Source organism: Kitasatospora sp. NPDC056783 (genome assembly GCF_042789895.1).
Lineage (GTDB): Bacteria > Actinomycetota > Actinomycetes > Streptomycetales > Streptomycetaceae > Kitasatospora.
In genome coordinates this window covers 1-23,222 of record NZ_JBHUAF010000066.1, presented here as the reverse complement: position 1 = coordinate 23,222, position 23,222 = coordinate 1, and the positions used below count along the sequence as shown (strand labels likewise).

The window sequence follows — 23,222 nt, the reverse complement described above, 5'->3', positions numbered from 1 at the left end:
CTGGTAGTGTTCTCCACGTCGGAAGCGCGAGCGGCCGACAGGCCGACAGGCCCCCGTAGCTCAGGGGATAGAGCACCGCCCTCCGGAGGCGGGTGCGTAGGTTCGAATCCTACCGGGGGCACTTCGCAGCAAGTGCCAACAGAGGCCCAGATCAGTGGAATCGACCACGGATCTGGGCCTTCGTCGTGTTCCGGGGGCGGCCGCCGGGAGCCCCCCGGACGGGCCCGGGGCTCAGGAGGCGGAGGCCTCGATCCGGGTGTAGAGGTCCGCGATGGTGTGGTCGAAGTAGGCGCTGTACGAGGTGTCGTCGGTGTCGCCGCCCTGCTCGTAGCCCCCGATCGCGCCGACCACCTCACCGGTGGCGGTGTCGATCCACGGGCCGCCGCTGGTGCCGGACGGGTAGGACGGGCACTGGACGACCCGCTGGTAGCCGGTCTGCCGGCCGGTGGTGTCGGTGCACAGCAGCGGCTCCTCGGAGTCGGCCGGGTAGCCGTAGAGCCGGACGGTCGCGCCGAAGGGTTCGCCGGCGCCGAGCTTGTTGCCGCCGACCACGTCCTCCACCTCGCGCCCGTCGCTGGGGGCGGTCTCCAGGATCGCGAAGTCCTCGTCCACGTCGCCCTTCTGGGACCAGCCGGGGGTGGTGTGGATCGCGGTGACCTGCCAGCTGCCGTACGGGGCGGAGCCGTCGCGGTAGCCGGGGACGAAGGTGACGCCGTCGGTGCTGCTGAGGCAGTGCGCGGCGGTCAGCAGCAGGTTGCCGCCGGTGCTGTGCAGCACGCTCGCGGTGCAGAAGTGCTTGCCGGCCGCCACCGAGCCGCTGAACAGCGCGCCGACGGTGGCGGATTCGCGGTCGACGGCCGGGAGCGGGGCCGGGCCGGTGGTGCCGAGGGCGACGTCCTGGGTGGCGGGGGCGGTCGGCGCCGCGGCCGTCGGGGGGTCGGTGGGCGCGGGCGCGCCGGTCGGGGCGGGGGCCGCGACCGGGGCCGGCGAGGCGGGGACCGCCGGGGTGGCGGCCGGGGCGGGTGCGGCCGCGGCACGGGTGCTGCGGGCGGCCTTTCCGGCGGTCGTCGCGTCGGACAGGTCCAGCCCGTGCGTCCCGGTCAGCACGGCGGCGACCGCGACCGCGGACAGCGCGGTGAGCAGGGACGGGACCAGCAGGCCGCGACGGCGGGTCCTCTGGCGGCGGTGCTTGCCCATGCCTGCTTCTCCTGCCGGGGCGATCGGTGGCGGCGTCCGGTCAACGACTATGGCGCCTCAGCCTGGTAGCGGCGTGACCGGCTCCTTGGAGCTCGATGAGAAATCCGCCACCCGACCGTGTCCCCGGCGCCGCCGCCCGCGCCCCGGCGTCACCGGTCGGCGAGCACCGCGTCCAGTTCCGCGGCCCCGACGAAGGCGGTGTGCGTTCCGGCGGCGGTGCAGGCGAAGGCCCCGGCCACCGTACCGGCTCGGGCGCAGTCCAGCGGCGCGCGGCCCTGGAACCAGGCGTACAGGAAGCCCGAGACGAAGGAGTCCCCGGCGCCGTTGGTGTCCACCACCGGGCGGCCCGGGTCGACGGCCGGCAGGTGGCGCGGCGCGGGGTCGTCCCGGGTGAGCACGTGGCAGCCCTCGGCACCGGCGGTGGCGACCACCACCCGTGCGCGCCCCTCGGCGAGGATCGCGCGCATCACCTCCTCGTGCCGGCCGCGGCAGCCCGCCACCGAGAGGAACACCAGGTCGGAGCCGAGCGCGTAGTCGCGGTGGTGCGGGTCGGCGCCGTCCCAGTCGTGCAGGTCGGTGGAGGTGGTGCGGCCGAGGCGGCGCAGGTCGCCGTACATGTCCCGGTTGACGCCGGTGATGGAGAGGTGGATGTGCCGGCTGCGCTCGGCGTACGGCAGGTAGAAGGCGCGCGGCAGCCGCAGGTCGGCGGGGTGGCGGCCGTCGAAGAAGGAGAACCGGCGGCCGGCCGCGTCCACCAGGTTGACGCCGCGCGGGGTGCCGTGGGGGCTCACCAGGTGCGCGAAGTGCAGGCCGTGGCGCGCGTAGTGGGCGCGGACCAGGTCGCCCTGCGGGTCCTCGCCGAGGAAGTCGAGGAACGCGGTGCGCAGCCCGAGGTGGTGGGCGCCGAGGGCGACGCCGTTGCCGGTGTGGCCGACGTAGTCCCGCACCGGTTCGACGAACCCCGAGTCGCCGGAGGGGATCTCCAGCCGCTCGACCCGGACGATGGTGTCCACTCCGGTACCGCCGACGACGAGCAGGTCGAACTCCGGCAGCATGGCGCCTCCTTGATCCTGGACGGTGCCAGGAGTCAAGCAGGCGCCGGAGGTTGACTGCAAGATCTTGCTGCAAATTTCAGTCGGCGGGTGGTCGCTTCGAGCCCGCGTCGGCCCGGACCTCGGCTCGGACCTCCCCGGCCTCCCCGGCCCGCTCGGCCCCCTTCACCTCCCCGACCGGCACGGCGGCGGGGACGGGGGCGGCCCCGCCGCGCGCCGGGCGGTGGTCGATCATCAGCGTCGCGACCAGCGCGGCCAGCAGCAGCACACCCATCGCCACCCAGGTCGCGACGACGTAGCCGTGCACCGCGCCCTGCGCCCGCACCGCCGGGCCGGCCGCGACCCGGGCGGCCAGGAAGCTCGCCGTGGCGCTCGCGGCGACCGTGTTCAGCAACGCGGTGCCGACCGAACCGCCCACCTGCTGGGCCGAGTTGATGGTGGCCGAGGCCGCACCGGCCTCGTGCGGGGCGACCCCGAGGGTGGCCAGGTTCATCGCCGGCATGAACACCAGGCCCATGCCGAAGCCGAGCAGCAGCTCGGCGGGCAGCACCAGTGCGGCCCAGTTGCTGTCCACCCGCATCTGCGTCAGCCAGGCCATGCCGCCCGCGGCCAGCAGCAGACCGGGGCCGATCAGCTTCCGGGTCGCCACCCTGGTCATCATCCGGGCCGCGAAGCCCGTCGAACTCAGCACGATGGCGGCCGTCATGGGCAGGAAGGACAGGCCCGACACGATCGGCGAGAAGTGCTTGATGCCCTGGAGGTAGTAGGTCAGGAACAGGAACAGGCCGAACATGCCGATCATCGCCAGGCCCACCGAGAGCGCGCCGCCGCCGCGGTTGCGGTCCGCGATGATGTGGGTCGGCAGCAGCGGGTGCGCCGTCCGCCGTTCGACCAGGACGAACAGCGCCAGCAGCGCCGCGCCCAGGCCCAGCGAGCCGAGCACCAGGGCGTCGCCCCAGCCCCGGCCCACCGCCTCGGAGGTGCCGTAGACGACCGCCAGCAGGCCGCCGCAGCCGAGCAGCGCCCCGGGCAGGTCCAGCCGGGTCCGGTGGCCCTTGGCGGTGTGGTCGCGCTTCAGCACGGAGAACGCCGCGAAGGCGGTGACGACGGCGATCGGCACGTTGACGAACAGGCACCAGCGCCAGTCCAGGTACTCGGTCAGCACGCCGCCGGCCAGCAGGCCGATCGCCGAGCCGCCGCCGGCGACGGCGCCGAAGATGCCGAAGGCCGTACTGCGTTCCCGGGGGTCGGCGAAGGTGGTGGAGAGCAGCCCCAGCGCGGCGGGGGCGAGCAGCGCGCCGAACGCGCCCTGGAGGGCGCGGGCGCCGAACAGCATGGCCGGGCCGAGCGCGGCGCCGCCGAGCGCGGAGGCGAGGGCGAAGCCCAGCAGGCCGACGGTGAAGACGCGCTTGCGGCCGAAGAGGTCACCCAGTCGTCCGCCGAGCAGCAGCAGACCGCCGAAGGCCAGCGAGTAGGCGGTGATCACCCACTGGCGGTCGGCGTCCGAGATGCCCAGGTCCCGCTGGGCGGACGGCAGGGCGATGTTCACGATGGTGATGTCGAGCACGATCATGAGCTGGGCGGTGGCGATGACGGCCAGCGCCCACCAGCGGCGTCGGTCCGCGTCCTCATGACCGGTGGCGGGGTGCGCGGGCACTGGTCCAGCCTTCCGGAGTCGGGCGGAGAGATCACGCAGTCGCCTTCCAGCCAAACCCCGGCCCGGACGGATGGCAAGGAAAAACCTGGCCAAATCCACCCGTTCGGGACCAAAGGACGAGGACCCCGGGACTCGCGACCGAGTCCCGGGGCCCTCGGAAAGGACTCAGAGCGCCGAGAGCTCGTCGACCAGGTCGTCCAGCCCCAGCGAGCCCAGCGAGAGCGCCGCCATGTGCCAGGCCTTGAGGTCGAACTCCTCGCCGCGCGCCTCGTGCGCCGCCTTCGCCGCCGCCCGGCCGCGCAGCCAGGCGCGCTCGCCCAGCTTGTAGCCGATCGCCTGGCCGGGCAGGCCCAGGTAGCGGACCAGCTCGCTGTCCAGGAAGTCGTCGCCCAGGCCGCAGTACAGGCCGAAGAACTCCCGGGCGTGCTCGGGGCTGACCGGCTCGCCCGGCTTGTACGGGGAGTCCGCCGGGAAGTCCAGGCCCACGTGCATGCCGATGTCGACGATGACCCGCAGCGCCCGCATCATCTGCGCGTTGAGGTAGCCCAGGCGGTGGCCCGGGTCGGTGAGGTAGCCGAGCTCGTCCATCAGGCGCTCGGCGTACAGCGCCCAGCCCTCCATGTTGGCGCTGACCCCGCCGAGGCTGGCCTGGTAGGTGGAGAGCCGGTCCGCGACGTAGTTCCACTGCGCGAGCTGGAGGTGGTGGCCCGGGACGCCCTCGTGGTACCAGGTGGAGACCAGGTCCCAGACCGGGAAGCTGTCCCGGCCGACCAGCGGCAGCCAGGTCCGCCCGGGACGGCTGAAGTCCAGCGAGGGGGCGGTGTAGTACGGCGCGGCGGCGCTGCCCGCCGGAGCGATCCTCGACTCGACCCGGGTGACCGGCTCGGCCAGGTCGAAGTGGGTGCCCTGGAGGTCCCGGATCGCCTGGTCCATCAGGCCCTGGAGGTACTCCCGGGCGGCCTCGGCGCCCTCGATGGCCGGACCGTCGGTCTCCAGCCACTTCATCGCCGCCAGCCGGCCCTCGCCCGGCCGCACCCTCTCGGCCTCGGTCTCCATCTGCGCCAGCAGGTCGTGGAACTCGCTCCAGGCCCAGGTGTAGGCCTCGTCCAGGTCCAGGTCGGCGCCGGTCCAGTAGCGCACCCAGCGGACGTAGCGCTCCCGGCCCACGGTGTCCGGGGCGTCGGCGGCGGCCGGGCCGTAGACGTCACGCAGCCAGTCGCGCAGCTCGGCCAGCGCCCCGGCGGCGGCCACCGCCTGCTTCGACAGCTCCGGGCGCAGGCCCTCCGGCGCGCCCTGGACGAACTGCTCGAACCATCCCGTCCGTCGCTCGTCGGCGGGCGCGTCCTCGCCCAGCCACTCGGCGAACTGCCCGAGCACGGTGGACACCTGGCGCGGGCCGACCGGCAGGCCGCGCTCGATGCCCTCGGCCAGCGTCCCCCGGTACTGCTCGAACGCCACCGGGACCTTCGCCAGCCGGCGGCCGATCACCTGCCACTCGGCCTCGGTGTCGGTACCCATCAGGGTGAACGACTCGCGCAGCTCGTGCACCGGGGAGCCGAGGTTGCGCAGCGAGCGGAAGCTCTCCCCCGCCTCGTGGACGAGGAGTTCGGCGGTCAGCCGCTCGCGCAGCAGCCGGGCGCAGCGGCGCTCCGCCTCGTCCTCCGCCGCGCCGGCCTTCTCGGCCTCGTCGAGCCTCGCCAGGGTGCGGCGGGCGAGGTCGGCGACGGCCTCGGGGCCGGCCGGGGAGAGGTCGGGCAGGCGGTCGTCCTCGGGGTTGAGGCCGAGGTAGACCGCGATCAGCGGGTCGAGCTCGGCCAGTTCGCGGACGTGGTCGTCGGCGATGCGGCGCGGGGTGGTGCCGTCGGCGGTGATCAGTTCTTCACGCATCCGGACATCATTTCGCGGCCCGGCCGCTTCGCAACCCTTTTGCCTGGTCCCGCCCGGGAAATCCGTTCGGCGCGACCGGTTCCGATCCGTAGCGCGCCCGTTACGCTGGCCGCCATGGAAGCCAGCCCCGCCCCGGCCGTCGGTCCGCCACCCGTCCCGGCCGAGTCCGAGCCGCGCCCGCGTCGCACCGGCTACCGGCGGCTGCCGGTCGAGCGGCGGCGCGAGCAGCTGATCGCGGTCGCCCTGGAGCTGTTCGCCTCCCGGCCGCCCGAGGAGGTGGGCCTGGACGACGTCGCCGAGGCCGCCGGGGCCTCCCGCCCGCTGGTGTACCGCTACTTCGCGGGCGGCAAGCAGCAGCTGTACGAGGCCGCGCTGCGCTCCGCGGCGCAGGAGCTGACCAGCCGGTTCGCGGTGCCGCTGAGCGGGACGCCGTCGGAGCAGCTGTCGTCGGTGCTGGACGGCTACTTCGCCTTCGTGGTCGAGCACGAGGCGGGCTACTCGGCGCTGCTGCGCGGCGGTTCGGTGGTGGAGACGGCCCGCACCTCGGCGATCGTGGACGACGTCCGGCGGGCGGCGCTGCGGCGCACCCTGCGCCACCTGGGCGTGCGGGAGGCCGGGCCGCGGCTGACCCTGCTGGTGCGCTCGTGGATCGCGGTGGTCGAGGGCGCGTCGCTGAGCTGGCTGGACGAGGGGCGGGCGCTGCCGGTGGCGGAGCTGCGCGACTGGCTGGTGGACCAGTTCACCGCGATGGCGGCGGCGACGGCGCTGCACGATCCGCAGACGGCCGAGGTGCTGGCGGGCCTGCTCGCGCTGGAGGGGCCGCGGGCGCGGCGGGCGGAGCGGCTGCGGGCGGTGCTGGCGCGCCCGTGAGGCTCCCGACCCCCGTGCCAAGGGTCGGGGCCGGCCTGCGGGCCGCTTACGCCTTGCCGAGCACCTGCCGCTGGCGTCCGAGCCCGTCGATCTCGATCTCGACCACGTCGCCCGGGGCGAGGTACGGCGTGCCGGGGCGGCCCAGGGTGACCCCGGCCGGGGTGCCGGTGATGATCACGTCGCCGGGCTCCAGCACCATGAACCGGCTCGCGTAGCGGACCAGTTCGAGCACCGGGAAGATCATCTCGGCGGTGCTGCCGTGCTGCCGCCGCTCGCCGTTGACCCAGAGCCGCAGGGTCAGCGCCTGCGGGTCGGCCACCTCGTCGGCGGTGACCAGCCAGGGGCCGAGCGGGGTGAAGGTCTCCGCCGACTTGCCCTTGTCCCACTGGCCGCCGCGTTCGAACTGGAAGGCCCGCTCGGTGACGTCGTTGGCGATCGTGTAGCCGGCGATCACCTCGGCCGCCTCGGCGTGCGAGTCCAGGTAGCGAGCGGTGCGGCCGATCACGATCGCCAGCTCGGCCTCGTAGTCGGTCTTCTCGCCGCCCCTCGGCACCAGCACCTCGTCGTAGGGGCCGACGACGGTGGAGCTCGGCTTGAGGAAGATCACCGGTTCCTCCGGGATCGCCGCCCCGGCCTCGGCCGCGTGGTCGCGGTAGTTGAGCCCGATGCCGAGCACCTTGCCCGGCCGGGCCACGGGTGCGCCCACCCGCAGGCCGTCGAGGTCGACCACCGGCAGGACGCCGGCGGCCGCGTCCCGGGCCAGGGCGGCCGGGTCCAGCCCGGCCAGGAAGGCCCCGTCGAGGTCGCGGGCGCGCCCCGAGAGGTCGTACGCGGTGCCGTTCTCGCCCAGGACGACCGGGCGTTCGGCGCCCGGGGGTCCGACGCGCAGGAGCTTCATCGATCCGTCACCAGCCTTTCGTCACGGCTCACCGGAGCGGCACGGGCGCCGCTCCCGAGCCCGGGAACGAGGTATACCAACGCCCCGGGCCGCGGACCAGACCGTCCCGATGGGCGGAATCCCTCCGGCCCCGGCCGCGCCCGACGGCTGACGGGCGCACGCCCAGGGCGAACGCGGGCGCGCCGGGGCGCCGGGGGGCGCAGGATGCCCTGCATGGAGATCATCCAGGTACGCGACGAATTGCACATGATCACACTGGAGTTCGGCGCCGCCTACCTCTGGCGCGACGAACACGGCCTCACCCTGGTCGACACCGGCATCGCCGGCTCGGCCGACGCCGTCGAGCAGGGCATCCGCGCCACCGGGCAGGAACCGGCCGCGCTGCGCCGGATCGTGCTCACCCACCACCACGAGGACCACACCGGCTCGGCCGCCGTGCTCGCCCGGCGGTACTGCGCCCAGGTGGTGGCGCACCGGCTGGACGCCCCGGTGATCCGGCGCGAGCAGCCGGCGCCGCCACCGGTGCTGAGCCCCTTCGAACAGCGGCTGTGGGACGGCCGGCCGCCGATCCCGCCCGCGGAGCCCTGCCGGGTGCACCGGGAGGTCGAGGAGGGCGACGTGCTGGACATCGGCGGCGGCGCGGTGGTGCTGCACGTGCCGGGGCACACCGACGGCAGCATCGCGCTGCACCTGCCCGGCCGCGGTGTGCTGTTCACCGGGGACACGGCGGCCAACGTCCAGGGCCGGACCATGCCCGGGGTGTTCAACACCGACCCGGCGCGGGCGCTCGCCTCCTTCCACCGGCTGGCCGCGCTGCCGGTGGAGACGGTGGTGTTCGGGCACGGCGACCCGATCGCCCGGGACGCCTCAGCCGCCCTGCGCGCCGCCGCCGAGCAGCACGCCCGGGTGTAGGCCCAGGCCACGGGCTCGGCCCGGGCCGAGCCGGGCGACCTCCCGCTGCCAGTGGGCGAGGTCGCGCCGTGCGTCCGCCCGGGCCTCCGGGGTGGCGCCCGGGGCCTGGGCCAGCTCGTCCAGCAGGGCGACGGCGTCGCCCGGGCTGCCGTCCCGGGCCAGCCAGAGCGCCAGGTCGTGGCAGGTGCGCAGGGTGCGCGGGTCGTCCGGGCCGCAGATCCGGGCAAAGTCGGGGACGAGCCCGATGAGGATCTCCACCGCCTGCGCCGCCTCTCCCGCCGAGCCGTACTGCCAGGCCCGGTCGGCCCGCCGGCGCAGCTGCTCCGGGCTCGGGTCCTCCGGGCGCAGCATCCCGGGCCGGACGGTGCGCAGCCGCTCCAGCACCTCGGCGGCGCCGCCCGGCCGCTGCTCGGGCCGCTTGGCGAGCAGCCGGGCGATCAGGTCGGCCAGCGCCGGGTCCATGCTGCGGACCGCCGGCGGGACCTCGTTCAGGTGCTTGTACACGTACTCGGCGGCCGAGCCGGCGCTGAACGGGCGGGCGCCGGTGCAGACCTGGTACAGCATGATGCCGAGCGCGTAGAGGTCGGCCCGGCCGTCCACCCCGCCGCCGGACAGGCACTCCGGCGCCATGTACGGGAGGGAGCCGAGCACGTTGCCGGTGGCGGTGAGCCGGACGGTCTGGTCGGCCAGCAGCGCGATGCCGAAGTCCAGGACCTTGGCCCGCTGCCCCTCGTCGGCGATCATCACGTTCTCGGGCTTGATGTCCCGGTGGACGACCCCCTCGCGGTGCGCGGCGTCCAGGGCCTTGCACACGTGCCGCATCCAGCGCAGCATCTGCTTGTGGTCCGGCGGGCCCTCCTTGAGCACCTCGGACAGCGCCCGGCCGCGGACCAGCTCCATCACCAGGTACGGGATCTTCCCGGAGCCGCTCTCGGTCCATCCGTAGTCGTAGACGGTCACGATGTGCGGGTTGTTGAGGCCGCCGGCCGTGCGGGCCTCGACGACGAACCGGCTGACCGCCTCCTGGTCGGTGGCGTGCTCGGCGAGCAGCACCTTGACCGCGACCTTCCGGCCGATGGTCGTGTCGGTCGCCCGCCAGACCACGCCGAACCCGCCCCTGCCCAGCCGCTGCTCCAGCAGGTAGCGACCGCCGAGCACTGTGCCTTCCTCCATGCCCTCCCCCAACTCGACCGCGCCCGCCCGGCGTTCGCCGCCGGGCGGGTCGGAGGGGTCACCATAGCGGCGGCCGGGGACGAACGGGTGAACGGGCCCGGACGGCCTCGGCCGCGGTCTCGGTCACGGTCCCGGCTACGGCTTGGGCTTGGGCAGTCCGGGCGGGTTGATCTCGGAGTTCGCCACCGCCTCGCCGTCCAGGCCCCAGCGCTTGAGCACCTGCCCGTACGTGCCGTTCCTGATCAGCTCCTCGATCGCCCCGTTCAGCGCCTTGACCAGTCCGTTGTCCTTCCTGGTGGTCGCCGCGATCTTGCCGAGGACGTCCGCGCCGCCGCCGGAGTAGGTGCCGACGACCTCGGTCTCGCCGGTCTGCACGGCGTGGAAGGCCAGGCTGGGGTTGGGGCCGGTGTAGACGTCGATCCGGCCGGAGGAGAGCGCCAGGTAGTAGTCCGACCCCTGGAAGTACTTGATGTCGATCGGCTTGAGGCCGTTCCGGACGTTCTCCTCGCTCCAGGCGATCAGCAGCTTCTCCTGGTTGGTGCCGCTGTTGACGCCGACGGGCCGGCCCGCGAGGTCCTTCGCGCCGGCGACCTTGATCCCGCTGCCCTTCTTGGCCTCGAAGCCCAGGACGTCCAGCCGGTAGGTGGCGAAGTCGTACTTCTCCTTGCGCGCCTCGGTGACGGTGATGTTGGACAGGCCCACGTCGTACTTGCCGCTGTCCAGGCCGACGAAGATGTTCTCCCAGGAGACCGGGTTGAACTCGACCTCGAGGCCCAGCACGTTGCCGATCAGCACCGCGAGGTCCGGCTCGACACCGATGATCGTCTTGTCGTCGTCGGCGTAGAAGTCCAGCGGCGGGGTGGTGCCGAGGGAGTCGACCACGCTCAGCTTCCCCTTGCGTCTGATCTCCTCCGGGACGAGCGCGGCGATCGCCTCGACCTTGGACGTGGTGACCCGGTTCTGGTTCGGCGACAGGTTCACCACCGTGCCGTCCGGCGCGGTGCTGCCGCCCTTGGCCGGGGCGAGTTCCGCCGCCGCGCCCGTGGCGCCACTGCCGCAGCCGGCCAGGGCGAGGGCGGAGGCGAGCGCGCAGGCGGCGGCCACGAGGGCGCGACGGGGTACGGACATGGCGGAACTCCTCATCGGTGAAGGGGGGGTTTGGGGGAAGGGGGGTCAGAGGACCTTGGCCAGGAAGGCCCGGGTGCGCTCGTGCCGCGGCCGGTCCAGGACCTCGGCGGGCGGGCCCTGCTCGACCACCACACCGCCGTCCATGAACACCACGGTGTCGGCCACCTCGCGGGCGAAGCCGATCTCATGGGTGACCACGATCATCGTGGTGCCGCTGCGGGCCAGGTCCTTGATGACGTCCAGCACCTCGCCGACCAGCTCCGGGTCGAGCGCCGAGGTCGGCTCGTCGAACAGCAGCACCTTCGGCTCCAGCGCCAGCGCCCGGGCGATCGCCACCCGCTGCTGCTGCCCGCCGGACAGCTGCCGGGGGTAGGCGGCGGCCTTGTCGGCCAGCCCGACCCGCTCCAGCAGCGCCAGCGCCGTCGCCCTGGCCCCGGCCTTGGGGCGGCGCAGCGCGGCGACCGGCGCCTCGACCAGGTTCTCCAGCACGGTGAGGTGCGGGAACAGGTTGAAGTTCTGGAAGACGAAGCCGATGCCGGTGCGCTGGCGCAGCACCTCGCGCTCCTTGAGCTCGTACAGCCGGTCCCCGGAGCGCCGGTAGCCGATCAGCTCGCCGTCGATGGCGACGTGGCCGCGGTCCAGCTTCTCCAGGTGGTTGATCGCCCGCAGCAGGGTGGACTTGCCGGAGCCGGACGGGCCGAGCACCACGGTCACCGAGCCGGCCGGGACGTCCAGGTCGACGCCGCGGAGCACCTCCAGCCGGCCGAAGCTCTTGTGCAGGCCGCGGACCCGCACCATCGGCGCCGCCTCGGCGGGTTCGGCCAGGGGCGGTTCGGCCACAGGGGATTCGGGCTTCGCCAGGATGGTCACGACTGTCCTCCGGAGGTGCGGGCGGCGGCGGGCCGGGTGCGGTCCGGCAGGCTCCGGGCGAAGGCCCGGACGCGCTGCCACGGGGTGGGCGGCGGGGTGCGTTCGGCGCCGCGGGCGAAGTGGCGTTCGACGTAGTACTGGCCGATCGAGAGCACGGTGGTCAGCAGCACGTACCAGACGGTGGCGACCATCAGCAGCGGCACCACCCGGCCGGTGCGGCCGTAGATGACCTGGGCCTGGTAGAAGAGCTCGCCGATGGCCATCACGTAGACCACCGAGGTGCCCTTGAGCAGCGAGACCACCTCGTTGGCGGCGGCCGGCAGGATGCCTCGCATGGCCTGCGGCAGCACGATCCGCCAGCCCTGGCGCCAGCGCGGGATGCCGAGCGCGGCGGCGGCCTCCCGCTGGCCGGCGTCCACCGCGACGATGCCGCCGCGGATGATCTCGGCGGCGAACGCGGCCTGGTGCAGCCCGAGGCCGAGCACCGCCGCGCCGAGCGCGCCGAGCACCCCGACCGTCTCCACGTCGCCGAAGGTCGGGCCGAACGGGATGCCGATCCCGAACCGCTTGTACAGGTAGGAGAGGTTGAACCAGAACACCAGCTGGACGATCAGCGGGATCGAGCGGAACACCCACACGTACGCCCAGGCGATGGACCGCAGGATCGCACTGCGGGACAGCCGCATCGCGGCCACCGCGGCGCCCAGCACGAAGCCCAGCACCGTGCCGTAGAAGGTGAGTTCGAGGGTCCGGCCGATTGCCCGGAGGATGGTGTCGGCGGTGAAGTAGAGCCGGAAGGTGGCCCAGTCCCAGCCGGGGTTGGTGGCCAGGCCGTGGGCGAACTGGGCGAGGACGACCAGGGCGGCGAGGCCGACGGCCCAGCGCCAGGGGTGCCGGGCGGGGACGGTCCGCAGGCCGTCCAGGTCGTCGAGGTCGAGGGGGGCCGCCGGCCTCGACGGGGCCGGCGGCGCTGCGGTGCTGACGGTCATCGGGACTCCTTCGGGGTGGTCGGGGACCCGGCGGTCAGGCGTGCTCGGGCGGGCTGATCTGCGACTCCTTGATCGCCGAGTCGGCGACCCCCCACTTGCGCAGGATCCGCTCGTACGTCCCGTCCTTGATCAGCTGGTTGACCGCCGCCTGGAGGGCCGGGGCGAGCGTCGAGCCCTTCTTCAGGGCGAAGCCGACGTCGAGGCGGTGGAACTCGCCGAGGAAGCGGGTCCCGGAGGCCTCCTGCGCCGCCTGGTGGCGCAGGCCGTTGATGGTGGACATCTCGATGTCCACCCGGCCCTGCTGGAGGCCGGCCAGCAGGGCGCCGCTCTCGCTGAACGCCCTGACCTCGTACGGCTTCTTCCCGGCGTCGGCGCAGACGTTCTTCCGGCTGTTCAGGGTGGTTTCGAAGGTGGTGCCGGCGCTGGTGCCGACGACCAGGCCGCACAGCTGGACCAGGTCGGTGACCGGCTGGATCGCGGTGTTGTCCTTCTTCACCGCGAAGCCCTGGCCGTCGTCGATGTAGGTGACGAAGTCGATGGTCTTCAGCCGGGCCGTGGTGACCCCGAAGTTGCCGGTGCCGACGTCGAACTTCCCGCTGTCCAGCGCGGGCAGGATGGTCTCGAAGGCGGCCTCCTCGCGCCGCACGGTCAGGCCGAGCACCTTGGCCACCGCGTCGGTGAAGTCCACGTCGATCCCGGCGGGCTTCTTGTCGGCCTGGTCGACGTGGAACGCGGAGGGCGGTGTGCCGAAGGAGGAGCCGAACTTCAGCGTCCCGGCCTTGCGGACCTCCTCGGGCAGCAGCGCGGCGGCGGCCTCCGACTTCGCCAGGGCGGCGACGACGTCCTCGGTGGCGGTGGCGGCCGGACCGCCCGTCCCCGCCGCACTCGCGATCTTCGGGTCCGAACCGCAGGCGGCCAGGGCCAGGACCGGCAGCAGGGCGGTGGTCGCGAGCAGGCGGCGACGGACGGTGGTGGTTCTCACGGGGGGCCTCTCAGGAGGTCGGGGTCAGAGCGGGCAGGTGATCCCGGACGGGCAGCTGCTTCTCGAAGGGGAGCGGGCCGACGGTCAGCGGATCGGCCGAGACGTCGAACAGCGGGGTGTATCCGGCCACCAGGTAGAGGTGCTTCGCCTCCGGCTGGCGCGGCCCGGTGGTCAGGTAGAAGCGGGTGTAGCCGGCCTCGGCGGCCGTCCGCTCCAGCTCGGCCAGCACCCGGCGGGCCAGGCCGCGGCGGCGGTGCGCGGAGTGCGTCCACATCCGCTTCACCTCGGCGGTGCGCTCGTCGTAGCGCTTGTACGCGCCGCCGGCCACCGGTTCGCCGTCCTCCAGCAGGAGCAGCAGCGCGCCGTGCGGCTCGGCGAAGGCCTCACCCGGGTAGCGGGTCATCTCCTGGCGCCCCTCGGGGCCGTACCGGGTGACGTACTCGTGGGTGAGCTCGCGCAGCAGCGGTTCGACCAGCGGGTCGTCGAGCGTGGCCCGGCGGAACTCCCACCCGGGGGCGGTGCCCGCGCTCACGCCTGCGCCGCGATCAGCTGGTGGCGGTCGCGCTCGGCGCGCTCGGCCCGGGCGGCGTCCCGCTTGGCGACCTCCTCGCGGACGATCGGGATGACGTACCGGCCGAAGTCGATGGCGTCGTCCAGCAGGTCGTAGCCGCGCGCGGAGAGGATGTCCACGCCGAGGTCGTAGTAGTCGAGCAGCGCCTGGGCGACCGTCTCCGGGGTGCCGACCAGCGCGTTGGAGTTGCCCCTCCCGCCGGTGGCCGCGGCGGTCGGCGTCCACAGCGCGCGGTCGTAGCGCTCGCCGGCCTCGGCGATCTCGACCAGCCGCTGGGAGCCCGTGTTCTCGGGGGCCTCGACCGCACCGCCCCGGCGGGCCCGGATCGCGGCCACCGTCCGGTGCGCCTTCTCCCAGGCCAGCTCCTCGGTCGGCGCGATGATCGGCCGGAACGCCACCTGGATCCGCGGCACATCGGTGCGCCCGGCCGCGCGGGCCGCCTCCTTCACGCGCTCGATCTGCTCGGCGGTGCGGGCCAGCGGCTCGCCCCAGAGGCAGTAGATGTCCGCCTCGGCGCCGCCGGCCGCGTAGGCCGCGTCCGAGGAGCCGCCGAAGGAGACCGCCGGGCGCGGCTGCTGGACGGGGAAGACGTCCGAGACGAAGTCGTTGAAGCGGTAGTGCGGGCCCTCGTGGTCGAAGGGCTCCCGGCTGGTCCAGGCCTTCTTGACGATGCCGATGTACTCGCGGGTGCGCTCGTAGCGCTGGTCCTTGGTCAGGAAGTCGCCCTCGCGCTGCTGCTCGTGGTCGTTGCTGCCGGTGATGAAGTGCACGGTCAGCCGGCCGTCGCTGATCCGGTCGAGCGTCGCGAAGGTCTTGGCCGCGAAGGTCGGGTACGAGACGTTCGGCCGGTGCGCCAGCAGGATCTGGAGGCGGTCCAGGTGCGAGGCGAGGAAGGCCGCCGCGGCGGCCGGCTCCGGCGCCCCGGCCGCGTAGGCGAAGAGCACCCGGTCCCAGCCGTGGTCCTCGTGCGCCCGGGCCAGCCGCAGGGTGTAGTCGCGGTCGAAGGCGGCGGTGGTGCGGGCGACGGTCTCCGAACCGTCACTGGTGGCGGCGATTCCGAGGAACTCGACGGGCATGGCGGAACCTTTCGGATGGGCGGAAGTCCGGTGGCCGCGGGTGGGCGGGCCGGACGCGGCCGTGGCGGGGCACGGCCGTCGGGCGGAGGTACGCGGCGGCGGGAGCGGTGGAGTGCTGCGGCGGAGCGGTGGAGTGCGGCCGGAGCGCAGTGCGGAACCGTCGGCGACGGTCGACATGTGACGGGGCGTCGGCCACCCCGGAGGTGAGCCGAGGGAGGGCTACCCGGAGGGATCGGGGCCGAGCGGGATCGGGGCCGGACGGGCGGCCCGCCGTCGGGTCAGCCGCGACACGCCGCGGACCACACCCGACCGAAGTCGATGTGGTCGCGGGTGACCAGGGGCTGCTCGGCGTACATGGGCTCAAGTTGAACAGTCGGCCGATCGGTACGTCAACCATCCCTCGTTGCCGCACTGTTGCGATCTCCCGTCGCGTTTCAGAGGTGTTTCGGGCGGATGGCCGGACGCCCCGACCACCCTTGACAGCCGTCGATCGCGCATGCGTACGATCGACGCGGAGTGCAGTGCCACGCGCCGCCCGTGTTGAGGGACACGGACCGCGCCCGCGTACGTGACCACCGCCGTACCTCCTCCCACCCGCACTCCGCCCAGGAGCCGCCGCCATGGCCACCCCGCAGGACGTCCTGCCCGCCCTCCCCGTCCACCACCGGCCCGCCGCGCCCGACGGCTCCGGCGGACCACCCTCCGGCCCGCCCGCCGCCGAGGCCCGGATCGTCGCCCGCCGCAAGCCCGGCCAGTGGGCCGCGGCCGCCGTCGCGCTGCTGCTGGCCGCGATGGCGGCCAACTCGGTGATCCACAACAAGGCCTTCCAGTGGGGCGTGGTCGCCGACTGGTTCACCGCCCGCTCGGTGCTCGACGGCCTCACCCTGACGCTCTGGCTGACCGCCGTCACCCTCGCCCTCGGCTTCGTGCTCGGCACCGTCCTCGCCACCATGCGGCTGTCCACCAACCCGGTGCTGCGCACACTGAGCTGGGGCTTCATCTGGGTGTTCCGCTCCACCCCGCCGCTGGTGCAGCTGCTGTTCTTCTTCAACATCGGCGCGCTCTACCCGACCCTCGGCCTGGGCATCCCGTTCGGCCCCGAGTTCGTCACGGTGAAGACCGTCAACCTGATGGGCCCCACGCTGACCGCCGTCATCGGCCTCACCCTGCTGGAGACCGCGTACGCCGCCGAGGTGATCCGCGGCGGCATCCTCTCCGTGGACCGCGGCCAGCTGGAGGCGGCGGCCGCGCTCGGGCTCGGCCGGTGGCGGGTGCTGCGCCGGATCGTGGTGCCGCAGGCGATGCGGGCGATCGTGCCGACCGCCGGGAACATGCTGATCGGCGCGCTCAAGGGCACCAGCATCGTCAGCGTGCTGGCCGTCTCCGACCTGCTCTACTCGGTGCAGCTGGTCTACCTCCAGTCGTACCAGGTCATCCCGATGCTGGTGGTCGCCACCCTCTGGTACCTGGTCGTCACCACCCTGCTGTCCATCGGCCAGTACTACGTGGAACGGCACTTCGCCAGGGGCGCCACCCGCGACGGCCTGCCGCCCACCCCGCTCCAGCGGGCCCGCGCGGCCTTCGCCAAGGTGGTGCGGGCCCATGAGTGAGCACGGCGAGCGCATCACCCCAGGCAGCGCCGTCGTGATCGTCGGGGCCGGCCCACGCGGCACCGGACTGCTGGAGCGGATCGCCGCCAGCGCCCGCGAACTCCTGCCCGGCGACCGGCCGTTGGAGATCCACCTGGTCGACCCGCACCCGCCCGGCGCGGGCCGGATCTGGCGCCACGACCAGTCCCCGCTGCTGCGGATGAACTCGATGGCCGAGGACGTCACCATGTTCACCGACGAGCGCTCCACCCTCGAAGGGCCGGTCCGCCCCGGCCCCTCACTCGCCGAATGGGCCCGGCGGCAGGAGGAGTTCGCGCCCTACCGGGAGGTCCCCGACCCGGCCGTCCGCGCCGAACTGCGCACCCTCGCCCCCACCGACTTCCCCACCCGCCGGGCCCAGAGCGCCTACCTGGACTGGGCGTTCCGCCGCGCCGTCGCCGACCTGCCGCCGCACATCGCGGTCACCGTCCACCGCGACACCGTCCGGCGGATCGACGGCCCGGCCGACGGCCCGCAGACCGTCCACCTCACCGACCGGACGCTCACCGCCGACCACGTCGCGCTCACCCTCGGCCACCTCGACTCCGCCCCGCACCCGCGCCACGCCGCCGACGCCGAGTTCGCCGCCCGGCACGGCCGCTTCCACCTGCCGCCCGCCTACTCCGCCGACACGGCGGCCGAGTTGGACCGCATCGCCCCCGGCGAACACGTGGTGCTGCGCGGCCTCGGCCTCGCCTCGGTGGACCTCGTCGCGCTGCTCACCGAGGGCCGCGGCGGCCGCTTCGAGCCCACCGGGGACGGGCCCGCGCTGCGCTACCTCCCGTCCGGCCGCGAACCGGTGCTCCACCTCGGCTCCCGGCGCGGCGTCCCCTACCACTCCAAGACCGGCTACCGCCTCCAGGGGCCGCCCGCCCCGCTCCCCCGGTACTTCGACGCGGCCGCCGTGGACGCTGTCCTCGCCCTCGGCGGACAGCTCGAACTCCGGCGCGACTTCTGGCCGTTGATGGCCAAGGAGGTCGGCTTCGGGCACTACCACGAGCTGTTCCACGCCCACCCCGAGCGCACCACGCTGCCCTGGCCGGAGTTCCTCGCCCGCTACGACCGGCACGGCTGGTACACCCCCGAACTCGCCGCCCTGGTCGCCGAGGCCGTCCCCGACCCGGCCGACCGGATCGACTTCGAACGGCTCGACCACCCGCTGGCCGGACTCGAACTCGGCACCGGCGAGGAGCTCCAGGCCCACCTGCGCGGGTACGTCGCCGACGACGCCGACCGCCGGGCCGACCCCGCGCACAGCGCCGACCTCGGCGCCTTCCTCGCCCTGCTCTCGCTGTTCGGCCAGCTCCCCCGGATCACCGCGAGCGGCCGGCTCACCGCCCGCTCGATCGCCGAGGAGGTCGACGAGTGGTTCTTCGGCTACTTCAGCTTCCTCGCCTCCGGCCCGCCCGGCTTCCGGCTGCGCCAGCTGCTCGCCCTCTCCGAGGCCGGGGTGGTGCGCTTCCTCGGCGCGGGCGTCCGGATCCGGCGGGACGAGGCGAGCGGCACCTGGAAGGCCTCCGGCTCCACCGTGCCCGGCCACCTGGTCAGCGCGACGGCACTGGTCGAGGCGTACCTGCCCAAGCACGCGCTGAGCCGCACCCTGGACCCGCTGCTGGGCGAACTGCACCGCACCGGACGGATCGTCGAGGAGGTGGTCACCGACCCGGACCACACCCACCGCTCCGGCCTGGTGACCATCGCCCCCGCCGACAGCCGGCTGCTCGACCCGGCCCTCGGCGGCGCCCCGCACCCGCGCCGCACCGCCCTCGGCCCGCACACCAGCCTGCGCTCGGCCGCCGCCTTCGCCCGGCCGCGCACCGACGCCCCGGCCTTCCGGCAGAACGACGCGGCTGCCCGCGCCCTGCTCCGGGCGCTGGCCGCGCTCCCGGCGGCACCGGCGCTGGCGGCATGAGCGGCGCCCTGCGGCCCGTACCGCTCAGGAGCCGAGGATCTCCGCCACCAGGTCCTCGTCCGTGACGAAGAACGGCGCGGCGGCCACCCGCTGCGCGACGCCCTTCGCGCCCGTGCCGCGCTCCAGCGCGCGGACCGCGTGCGGATCGGCGTCGCCGGACCGGAGCCTTCGGACCAGCCGCAGCGCCTCGTCCCGGTCGATCCGCACCCGCAACGCCCGGACGGCCCGGGCCGGACCGCCGTGGAACCGGGCCCGCTTCCGGTACTCCGCCAGGTCGGCCCGGGCCCGCATGCTGCGCCGGTCGGTCACGCCGAAGGCCTCGTCCAGCCGGGGCACCAGCTCGGTCAGCCGGAGCACCGCGCCCTGGAAGTCACCCCGCCGGGCCTGGCAGGCCGCGAGGTCCTGCCAGGCCCGGAGGACGAGCGGCCCCTGCGGGCCCCAGGCGGTCCTCAGCGCGGGCAGCAGGTCGGTCAGCAGCCGGATCGCGGTGACCGTCTCGTGGCTCTCGCGGACCAGTCCGGTCAGCTCGTACCGGACCTCCAGGACCTGGGGATCGACCGGCCCGGAAGCCGACTCCAGGTCCTCCGCCAGGTCCCCCAGCACCCGCACGGCCCGCGCGGGCAGGCCGGCCGAGCCGAGGTACCGGGCGAGGTCCCGCCGGGCGGCGACGACCTCCGGGTCGGTCGCCCCGAGCGACCGCGCGGCGGCGTCGACCACCGGCTGGAGCCGGTGCGCCGCCACCGCGGGCCGCGCGTCCCGGGCGGCCTCGACGGTCTCCAGCAGCCGGCCCCGGACGGCCGCCGCGTCCTCGACCACCGTGTCCTCGACCGGCGCGGGCCCGGCGGCCGCGGTGGGCGGCGGGGGTTCGGGGTACCGCAGCGCGGGCCGCCCCACCGGCCGCAGGTTCGGTTCCTTCGGGCTCCCGGTCAGCCCCCGCGGCCGGACCGGCCGGACGGGTGCCCGCCGGGCCGGCGGCGCGGGCCGACCGGACCGCACGGTCTTCGCGGGTGCGGGCGCGGTCCCGGGAGCAGGCGCGGGCGCGGTCCCGGGAGCAGGCGTGGGCGCGGTCCCGGGAGCGGACACGACCTCGGGCGCGGGCGGCTCCTTCCCGTCGGCCAGGTCCGCGAGCCGCCGGGCGACCGTCCGGGCGTCGGCCGGCCGGTCCGCCGGGTCCTTGGCCAGCAGCTCCGCGACCAGGGCGGGCAGGTGCGGCGGCAGCCCGTACCGGCCCGCGTCCAGCGCCGGGGGCACCTCGTTGAGGTGCTGGTACATCAGGACGGGCGTCGAGTTCCCGGCGAACGGGCTCGTCCCGGTGCAGAGTTCGACCAGCAGGCAGCCCACCGCGTACAGGTCGGCCCGGCCGTCCACCCGGTCGCCGCTCCACCGCTCCGGCGCCATGTACGCCGGACTGCCGATGACCGTCCCGACGGTGGTCAACCCTCCTGTACCGGTGTCCAGTTGGGCGATGCCGAAGTCCAGCACCTTGAGCTGCCCGGCCTCGGTGATCATCACGTTGTCCGGCTTGATGTCCCGGTGCACCATGCCCGCGTCGTGCGCCGCCGCCAGCGCCTCGCAGATCTGCTGCCCCCAGCGCAGGCTCCGCTCCGGCTCCGGCAGGCCGTCCCGCAGCACCTGGGTCAGGGTGCGGCCGACGAGCAGTTCCATCACCAGGAAGGTGACCTCCTGCTCGTCACCGCTCCCGCACTGGCCGAGGTCGTGCACGGTGACGATGTGCGGGTGGGACAGCTGGCCCGCCGCGTGCGCCTCCCGGACGAACCGCAGCGCGGCCTTCGCCCGGTCACCGTCGTGGTGCCCGATGACCTTGACCGCCACCTCGCGTTCCATCCGGGTGTCCTCGGCCCGCCACACCACCCCGAAGCCGCCTTGGCCGAGCTTCTCCGTCAGCTGGTACCGGTCGTCCAGGACGTCACCGACTCGCACGCGCGCTCCCCCGCCCTCCCCGCCATGACGCCCAGACTCTACCGACGGCCCTCCCCTCGCGACGGAGCCGGTGGAAGGATGGACGGTGGGCCCCGCGACGGCGCGGCGGCCCGGACCCGCGGAACCGAGGAGCGCAGTCATGGCCAAGCAGGCCCCGCAGAGCGACCCGGCACAGGACGCCCCCGAGGTGTCCGCGCCCCAGCACGCGGCCGCCGGGCTGCCCGCCGTCGGCCACAGCCTGCGGATGGCCGCCGAGCAGATGGGCGCCCGCCGCACCCTGGCCACCCTGCTCAAGGTCAACCAGCCGAACGGCTTCGACTGCCCCGGCTGCGCCTGGCCCGAGCCGGACAAGCCGCACACCGCCGAGTTCTGCGAGAACGGCGCCAAGGCCGTCGCCGAGGAGGCCACCGAGCGCCGAATACGCGCCGAGTTCTTCGCCGCCCACCCCGTCGCCGACCTGGCCGAGCGCTCCGGGTACTGGCTCGGTCAGCAGGGCCGGCTCACCCGGCCGATGCTGCTCGACGAGGGCGCCACCCACTACAGGCCGGTCTCCTGGGACGACGCCTTCGCGCTGATCGCCGAGGAGCTCAAGGCCCTGGACACCCCGGACGGCGCGGCCTTCTACACCTCCGGCCGGACCAGCAACGAGGCCGCCTTCGCGTACCAGCTGTTCGCCCGCAGGCTCGGCACCAACAACCTGCCGGACTGCTCCAACATGTGCCACGAGTCCTCCGGCTCGGCGCTCACCGAGACCATCGGCGTCGGCAAGGGCAGCGTGAGCCTCAAGGACCTCTACCAGGCCGACCTGATCATCGTGGCCGGCCAGAACCCGGGCACCAACCACCCCCGGATGCTCTCCGCGCTGGAGCGCGCCAAGCGGGCCGGCGCCACCGTCGTCAGCGTCAACCCGCTGCCGGAGGCCGGGCTGGAGCGGTTCAAGAACCCGCAGCACGCGCGCGGCCTGGCCGGCCACGGCACCAAGCTGACCGACCTCTTCCTCCAGATCCGCCTCGGCGGCGACCTCGCGCTGTTCCGGGCGCTCAACCGGATCGTCCTGGAACAGGACGGGGTCGACCGCGGGTTCGTCGCCGAACACTGCCACGGCTTCGAGGAGTTCGAGGCCCAGGCGCTGGAGACCGGACGGGACGAGGTGCTCGCGGCGACCGGCCTGCCCTGGGAGCAGATCGAGGAACTCGGCCGGCTGGTGCTGAGGTCCGAGAAGATCATCGTCTGCTGGGCGATGGGCCTCACCCAGCACAAGCACGCCGTGCCGACCATCCGCGAGGTGGTCAACTTCCTGCTGCTGCGCGGCAACGTCGGCCGCCCCGGCGCCGGGGTCTGCCCGGTGCGCGGGCACAGCAACGTACAGGGCGACCGGACGATGGGCATCTTCGAACGCCCGAGCACCGCGTTCCTGGACGCGCTGGGCAAGGAGTTCGGCTTCGAACCGCCGCGCGAGCACGGCTTCGACTCGGTGGACACCATCCGCGCGATGCGCGACGGCCGGGTCGGGGTCTTCTTCGCGATGGGCGGGAACTTCGTCGCGGCCACCCCGGACACCGAGGTCACCGAGGCCGCGATGCGCCGCTGCCGGCTGACCGTCCACGTCTCCACCAAGCTCAACCGCTCGCACGTGGTCACCGGCGCCCGCGCCCTGATCCTGCCGACCCTGGGCCGCACCGACCGGGACGTCACCGCGCGCGGCGCCCAGTTCGTCAGCGTCGAGGACTCGATGGGCCAGGTGCACTCCTCGCGCGGCGGCCTGCGCCCGCCCGCACCCGGCCTGCTCTCCGAGACCGCGATCGTCTGCCGCCTCGCCCGGGCCGTGCTCGGACCGCGCGACACCGTGCCCTGGGAGGACTTCGCCGAGGACTACGACACCCTGCGCGACCGGATCGCCCGCGTCGTCCCGGGCTTCGAGGACTACAACGACAAGGTCCGCCGCCCCGGCGGCTTCACCCTGCCGCACGGCCCCCGGGACACCCGCACCTTCCCGACCGCCACCGGCAAGGCCAACTTCTCGGTCAACCCGCTGACCGCCCCCGAGGTCCCGCCGGGCCGGCTGCTGCTCCAGACCCTGCGCTCGCACGACCAGTACAACACCACCGTCTACGGCCTCGACGACCGCTACCGCGGCATCAGGGGCGGCCGCCGGGTGGTCCTGGTCAACCCCGCGGACGCCGCCGAACTCGGGCTCACCGACGGCGAGTACGTCGACCTGGTCAGCGAGTGGACCGACGGCGTGGAACGACGCGCCCCGCACTTCCGGGTGGTCCACTACCCCGTCGCCCGGGGCGGCGCGGCGGCCTACTACCCCGAGACCAACGTCCTGGTGCCGCTCGACTCCACCGCCGACATCAGCAACACCCCCACCTCCAAGGCCGTCGTCATCCGCCTCGCCCCCGACACCGGCGCTTAGGTCCTGTCCGGCCGAATCCTGTCGCGCGCCCGGCAGGAT

18 protein-coding genes and 1 tRNA gene are annotated in these 23,222 nt (G+C 74.1%); 6 read left to right on the top strand and 13 right to left on the bottom strand.

Annotated elements, in window-relative coordinates:
- Positions 1-49 precede the first annotated feature (49 nt).
- Positions 50-121: transfer RNA gene (locus ACFRMQ_RS13155), tRNA-Arg, on the top strand.
- A gap of 110 nt (positions 122-231) precedes the next feature.
- Here the strand turns inward: ACFRMQ_RS13155 and ACFRMQ_RS13150 are convergent.
- The 4 genes from ACFRMQ_RS13150 to ACFRMQ_RS13135 all read right to left on the bottom strand — a co-directional run bounded on the left by ACFRMQ_RS13150 (position 232) and on the right by ACFRMQ_RS13135 (position 5,793).
- Positions 232-1,197, bottom strand: coding sequence for a trypsin-like serine peptidase (locus ACFRMQ_RS13150; protein WP_380730159.1), 966 nt, complete (start codon positions 1,195-1,197; stop codon positions 232-234).
- Between the two features lie 149 nt (positions 1,198-1,346).
- The gene (locus ACFRMQ_RS13145) at positions 1,347-2,252 is read right to left on the bottom strand and encodes a carbohydrate kinase family protein (protein ID WP_380730157.1); all 906 of its coding nucleotides are present in this window, start codon (positions 2,250-2,252) and stop codon (positions 1,347-1,349) included.
- A gap of 76 nt (positions 2,253-2,328) precedes the next feature.
- Positions 2,329-3,906, bottom strand: a complete 1,578-nt coding sequence (locus tag ACFRMQ_RS13140) for an MFS transporter (protein ID WP_380730155.1) — start codon at positions 3,904-3,906, stop codon at positions 2,329-2,331.
- Positions 3,907-4,071: 165 nt separating this feature from the next.
- On the bottom strand, positions 4,072-5,793 hold the full coding sequence (locus ACFRMQ_RS13135; RefSeq protein ID WP_380730153.1) for a DUF885 domain-containing protein: 1,722 nt from the start codon (positions 5,791-5,793) through the stop codon (positions 4,072-4,074).
- Between the two features lie 114 nt (positions 5,794-5,907).
- Between ACFRMQ_RS13135 and ACFRMQ_RS13130 the strand changes: the two genes are divergently transcribed.
- Complete coding sequence (locus ACFRMQ_RS13130; protein ID WP_380730151.1) at positions 5,908-6,663, top strand: TetR/AcrR family transcriptional regulator; 756 nt, start codon at positions 5,908-5,910, stop codon at positions 6,661-6,663.
- 46 nt (positions 6,664-6,709) lie between these two features.
- Here ACFRMQ_RS13130 and ACFRMQ_RS13125 read toward each other — a convergent pair whose 3' ends face one another.
- Positions 6,710-7,561 carry a fumarylacetoacetate hydrolase family protein gene (locus ACFRMQ_RS13125; RefSeq protein WP_380730149.1) on the bottom strand — a complete coding sequence of 284 codons (852 nt, stop codon included), beginning with the start codon at positions 7,559-7,561 and terminating at the stop codon, positions 6,710-6,712.
- A gap of 213 nt (positions 7,562-7,774) precedes the next feature.
- Between ACFRMQ_RS13125 and ACFRMQ_RS13120 the strand changes: the two genes are divergently transcribed.
- Positions 7,775-8,473 (top strand): MBL fold metallo-hydrolase, encoded by a 699-nt coding sequence (locus ACFRMQ_RS13120; protein WP_380730147.1) that lies wholly within the window; start codon positions 7,775-7,777, stop codon positions 8,471-8,473.
- Here the strand turns inward: ACFRMQ_RS13120 and ACFRMQ_RS13115 are convergent.
- The 7 genes from ACFRMQ_RS13115 to ACFRMQ_RS13085 all read right to left on the bottom strand — a co-directional run bounded on the left by ACFRMQ_RS13115 (position 8,429) and on the right by ACFRMQ_RS13085 (position 15,262).
- On the bottom strand, positions 8,429-9,646 hold the full coding sequence (locus tag ACFRMQ_RS13115; RefSeq protein WP_380730145.1) for a serine/threonine-protein kinase: 1,218 nt from the start codon (positions 9,644-9,646) through the stop codon (positions 8,429-8,431). The two genes, ACFRMQ_RS13120 and ACFRMQ_RS13115, sit on opposite strands and share 45 nt — an antisense overlap.
- A 135-nt stretch (positions 9,647-9,781) precedes the next feature.
- A complete protein-coding gene (locus ACFRMQ_RS13110; RefSeq protein ID WP_380730143.1) occupies positions 9,782-10,774 on the bottom strand; it encodes an ABC transporter substrate-binding protein in 993 nt (330 codons plus the stop codon).
- Positions 10,775-10,819: 45 nt separating this feature from the next.
- A complete protein-coding gene (locus tag ACFRMQ_RS13105; RefSeq protein ID WP_380730172.1) occupies positions 10,820-11,572 on the bottom strand; it encodes an amino acid ABC transporter ATP-binding protein in 753 nt (250 codons plus the stop codon).
- 68 nt (positions 11,573-11,640) lie between these two features.
- Positions 11,641-12,633, bottom strand: coding sequence for an amino acid ABC transporter permease (locus ACFRMQ_RS13100; protein ID WP_380730141.1), 993 nt, complete (start codon positions 12,631-12,633; stop codon positions 11,641-11,643).
- Positions 12,634-12,667: 34 nt separating this feature from the next.
- Positions 12,668-13,615 (bottom strand): ABC transporter substrate-binding protein, encoded by a 948-nt coding sequence (locus tag ACFRMQ_RS13095; protein WP_380730139.1) that lies wholly within the window; start codon positions 13,613-13,615, stop codon positions 12,668-12,670.
- A 10-nt stretch (positions 13,616-13,625) separates the two neighbouring features.
- Positions 13,626-14,147 (bottom strand): GNAT family N-acetyltransferase, encoded by a 522-nt coding sequence (locus ACFRMQ_RS13090; RefSeq protein ID WP_380730137.1) that lies wholly within the window; start codon positions 14,145-14,147, stop codon positions 13,626-13,628.
- Complete coding sequence (locus ACFRMQ_RS13085) at positions 14,144-15,262, bottom strand: LLM class flavin-dependent oxidoreductase (RefSeq protein WP_380730135.1); 1,119 nt, start codon at positions 15,260-15,262, stop codon at positions 14,144-14,146. Before ACFRMQ_RS13085 ends, ACFRMQ_RS13090 begins: the two co-directional genes overlap by 4 nt.
- A gap of 620 nt (positions 15,263-15,882) precedes the next feature.
- On the opposite strand from ACFRMQ_RS13085, the gene ACFRMQ_RS13080 reads away from it, so the two are divergent.
- Positions 15,883-16,872 carry an amino acid ABC transporter permease gene (locus ACFRMQ_RS13080; RefSeq protein WP_380730133.1) on the top strand — a complete coding sequence of 330 codons (990 nt, stop codon included), beginning with the start codon at positions 15,883-15,885 and terminating at the stop codon, positions 16,870-16,872.
- Positions 16,865-18,823 carry an FAD/NAD(P)-binding protein gene (locus tag ACFRMQ_RS13075; protein WP_380730131.1) on the top strand — a complete coding sequence of 653 codons (1,959 nt, stop codon included), beginning with the start codon at positions 16,865-16,867 and terminating at the stop codon, positions 18,821-18,823. Before ACFRMQ_RS13080 ends, ACFRMQ_RS13075 begins: the two co-directional genes overlap by 8 nt.
- 24 nt (positions 18,824-18,847) lie before the next feature.
- On the opposite strand, the gene ACFRMQ_RS13070 is transcribed toward ACFRMQ_RS13075, so the two are convergent.
- Positions 18,848-20,764, bottom strand: coding sequence for a protein kinase (locus tag ACFRMQ_RS13070; RefSeq protein ID WP_380730129.1), 1,917 nt, complete (start codon positions 20,762-20,764; stop codon positions 18,848-18,850).
- Between the two features lie 139 nt (positions 20,765-20,903).
- On the opposite strand from ACFRMQ_RS13070, the gene ACFRMQ_RS13065 reads away from it, so the two are divergent.
- The gene (locus tag ACFRMQ_RS13065; protein ID WP_380730127.1) at positions 20,904-23,183 is read left to right on the top strand and encodes an FdhF/YdeP family oxidoreductase; all 2,280 of its coding nucleotides are present in this window, start codon (positions 20,904-20,906) and stop codon (positions 23,181-23,183) included.
- Positions 23,184-23,222: the final 39 nt, after the last annotated feature.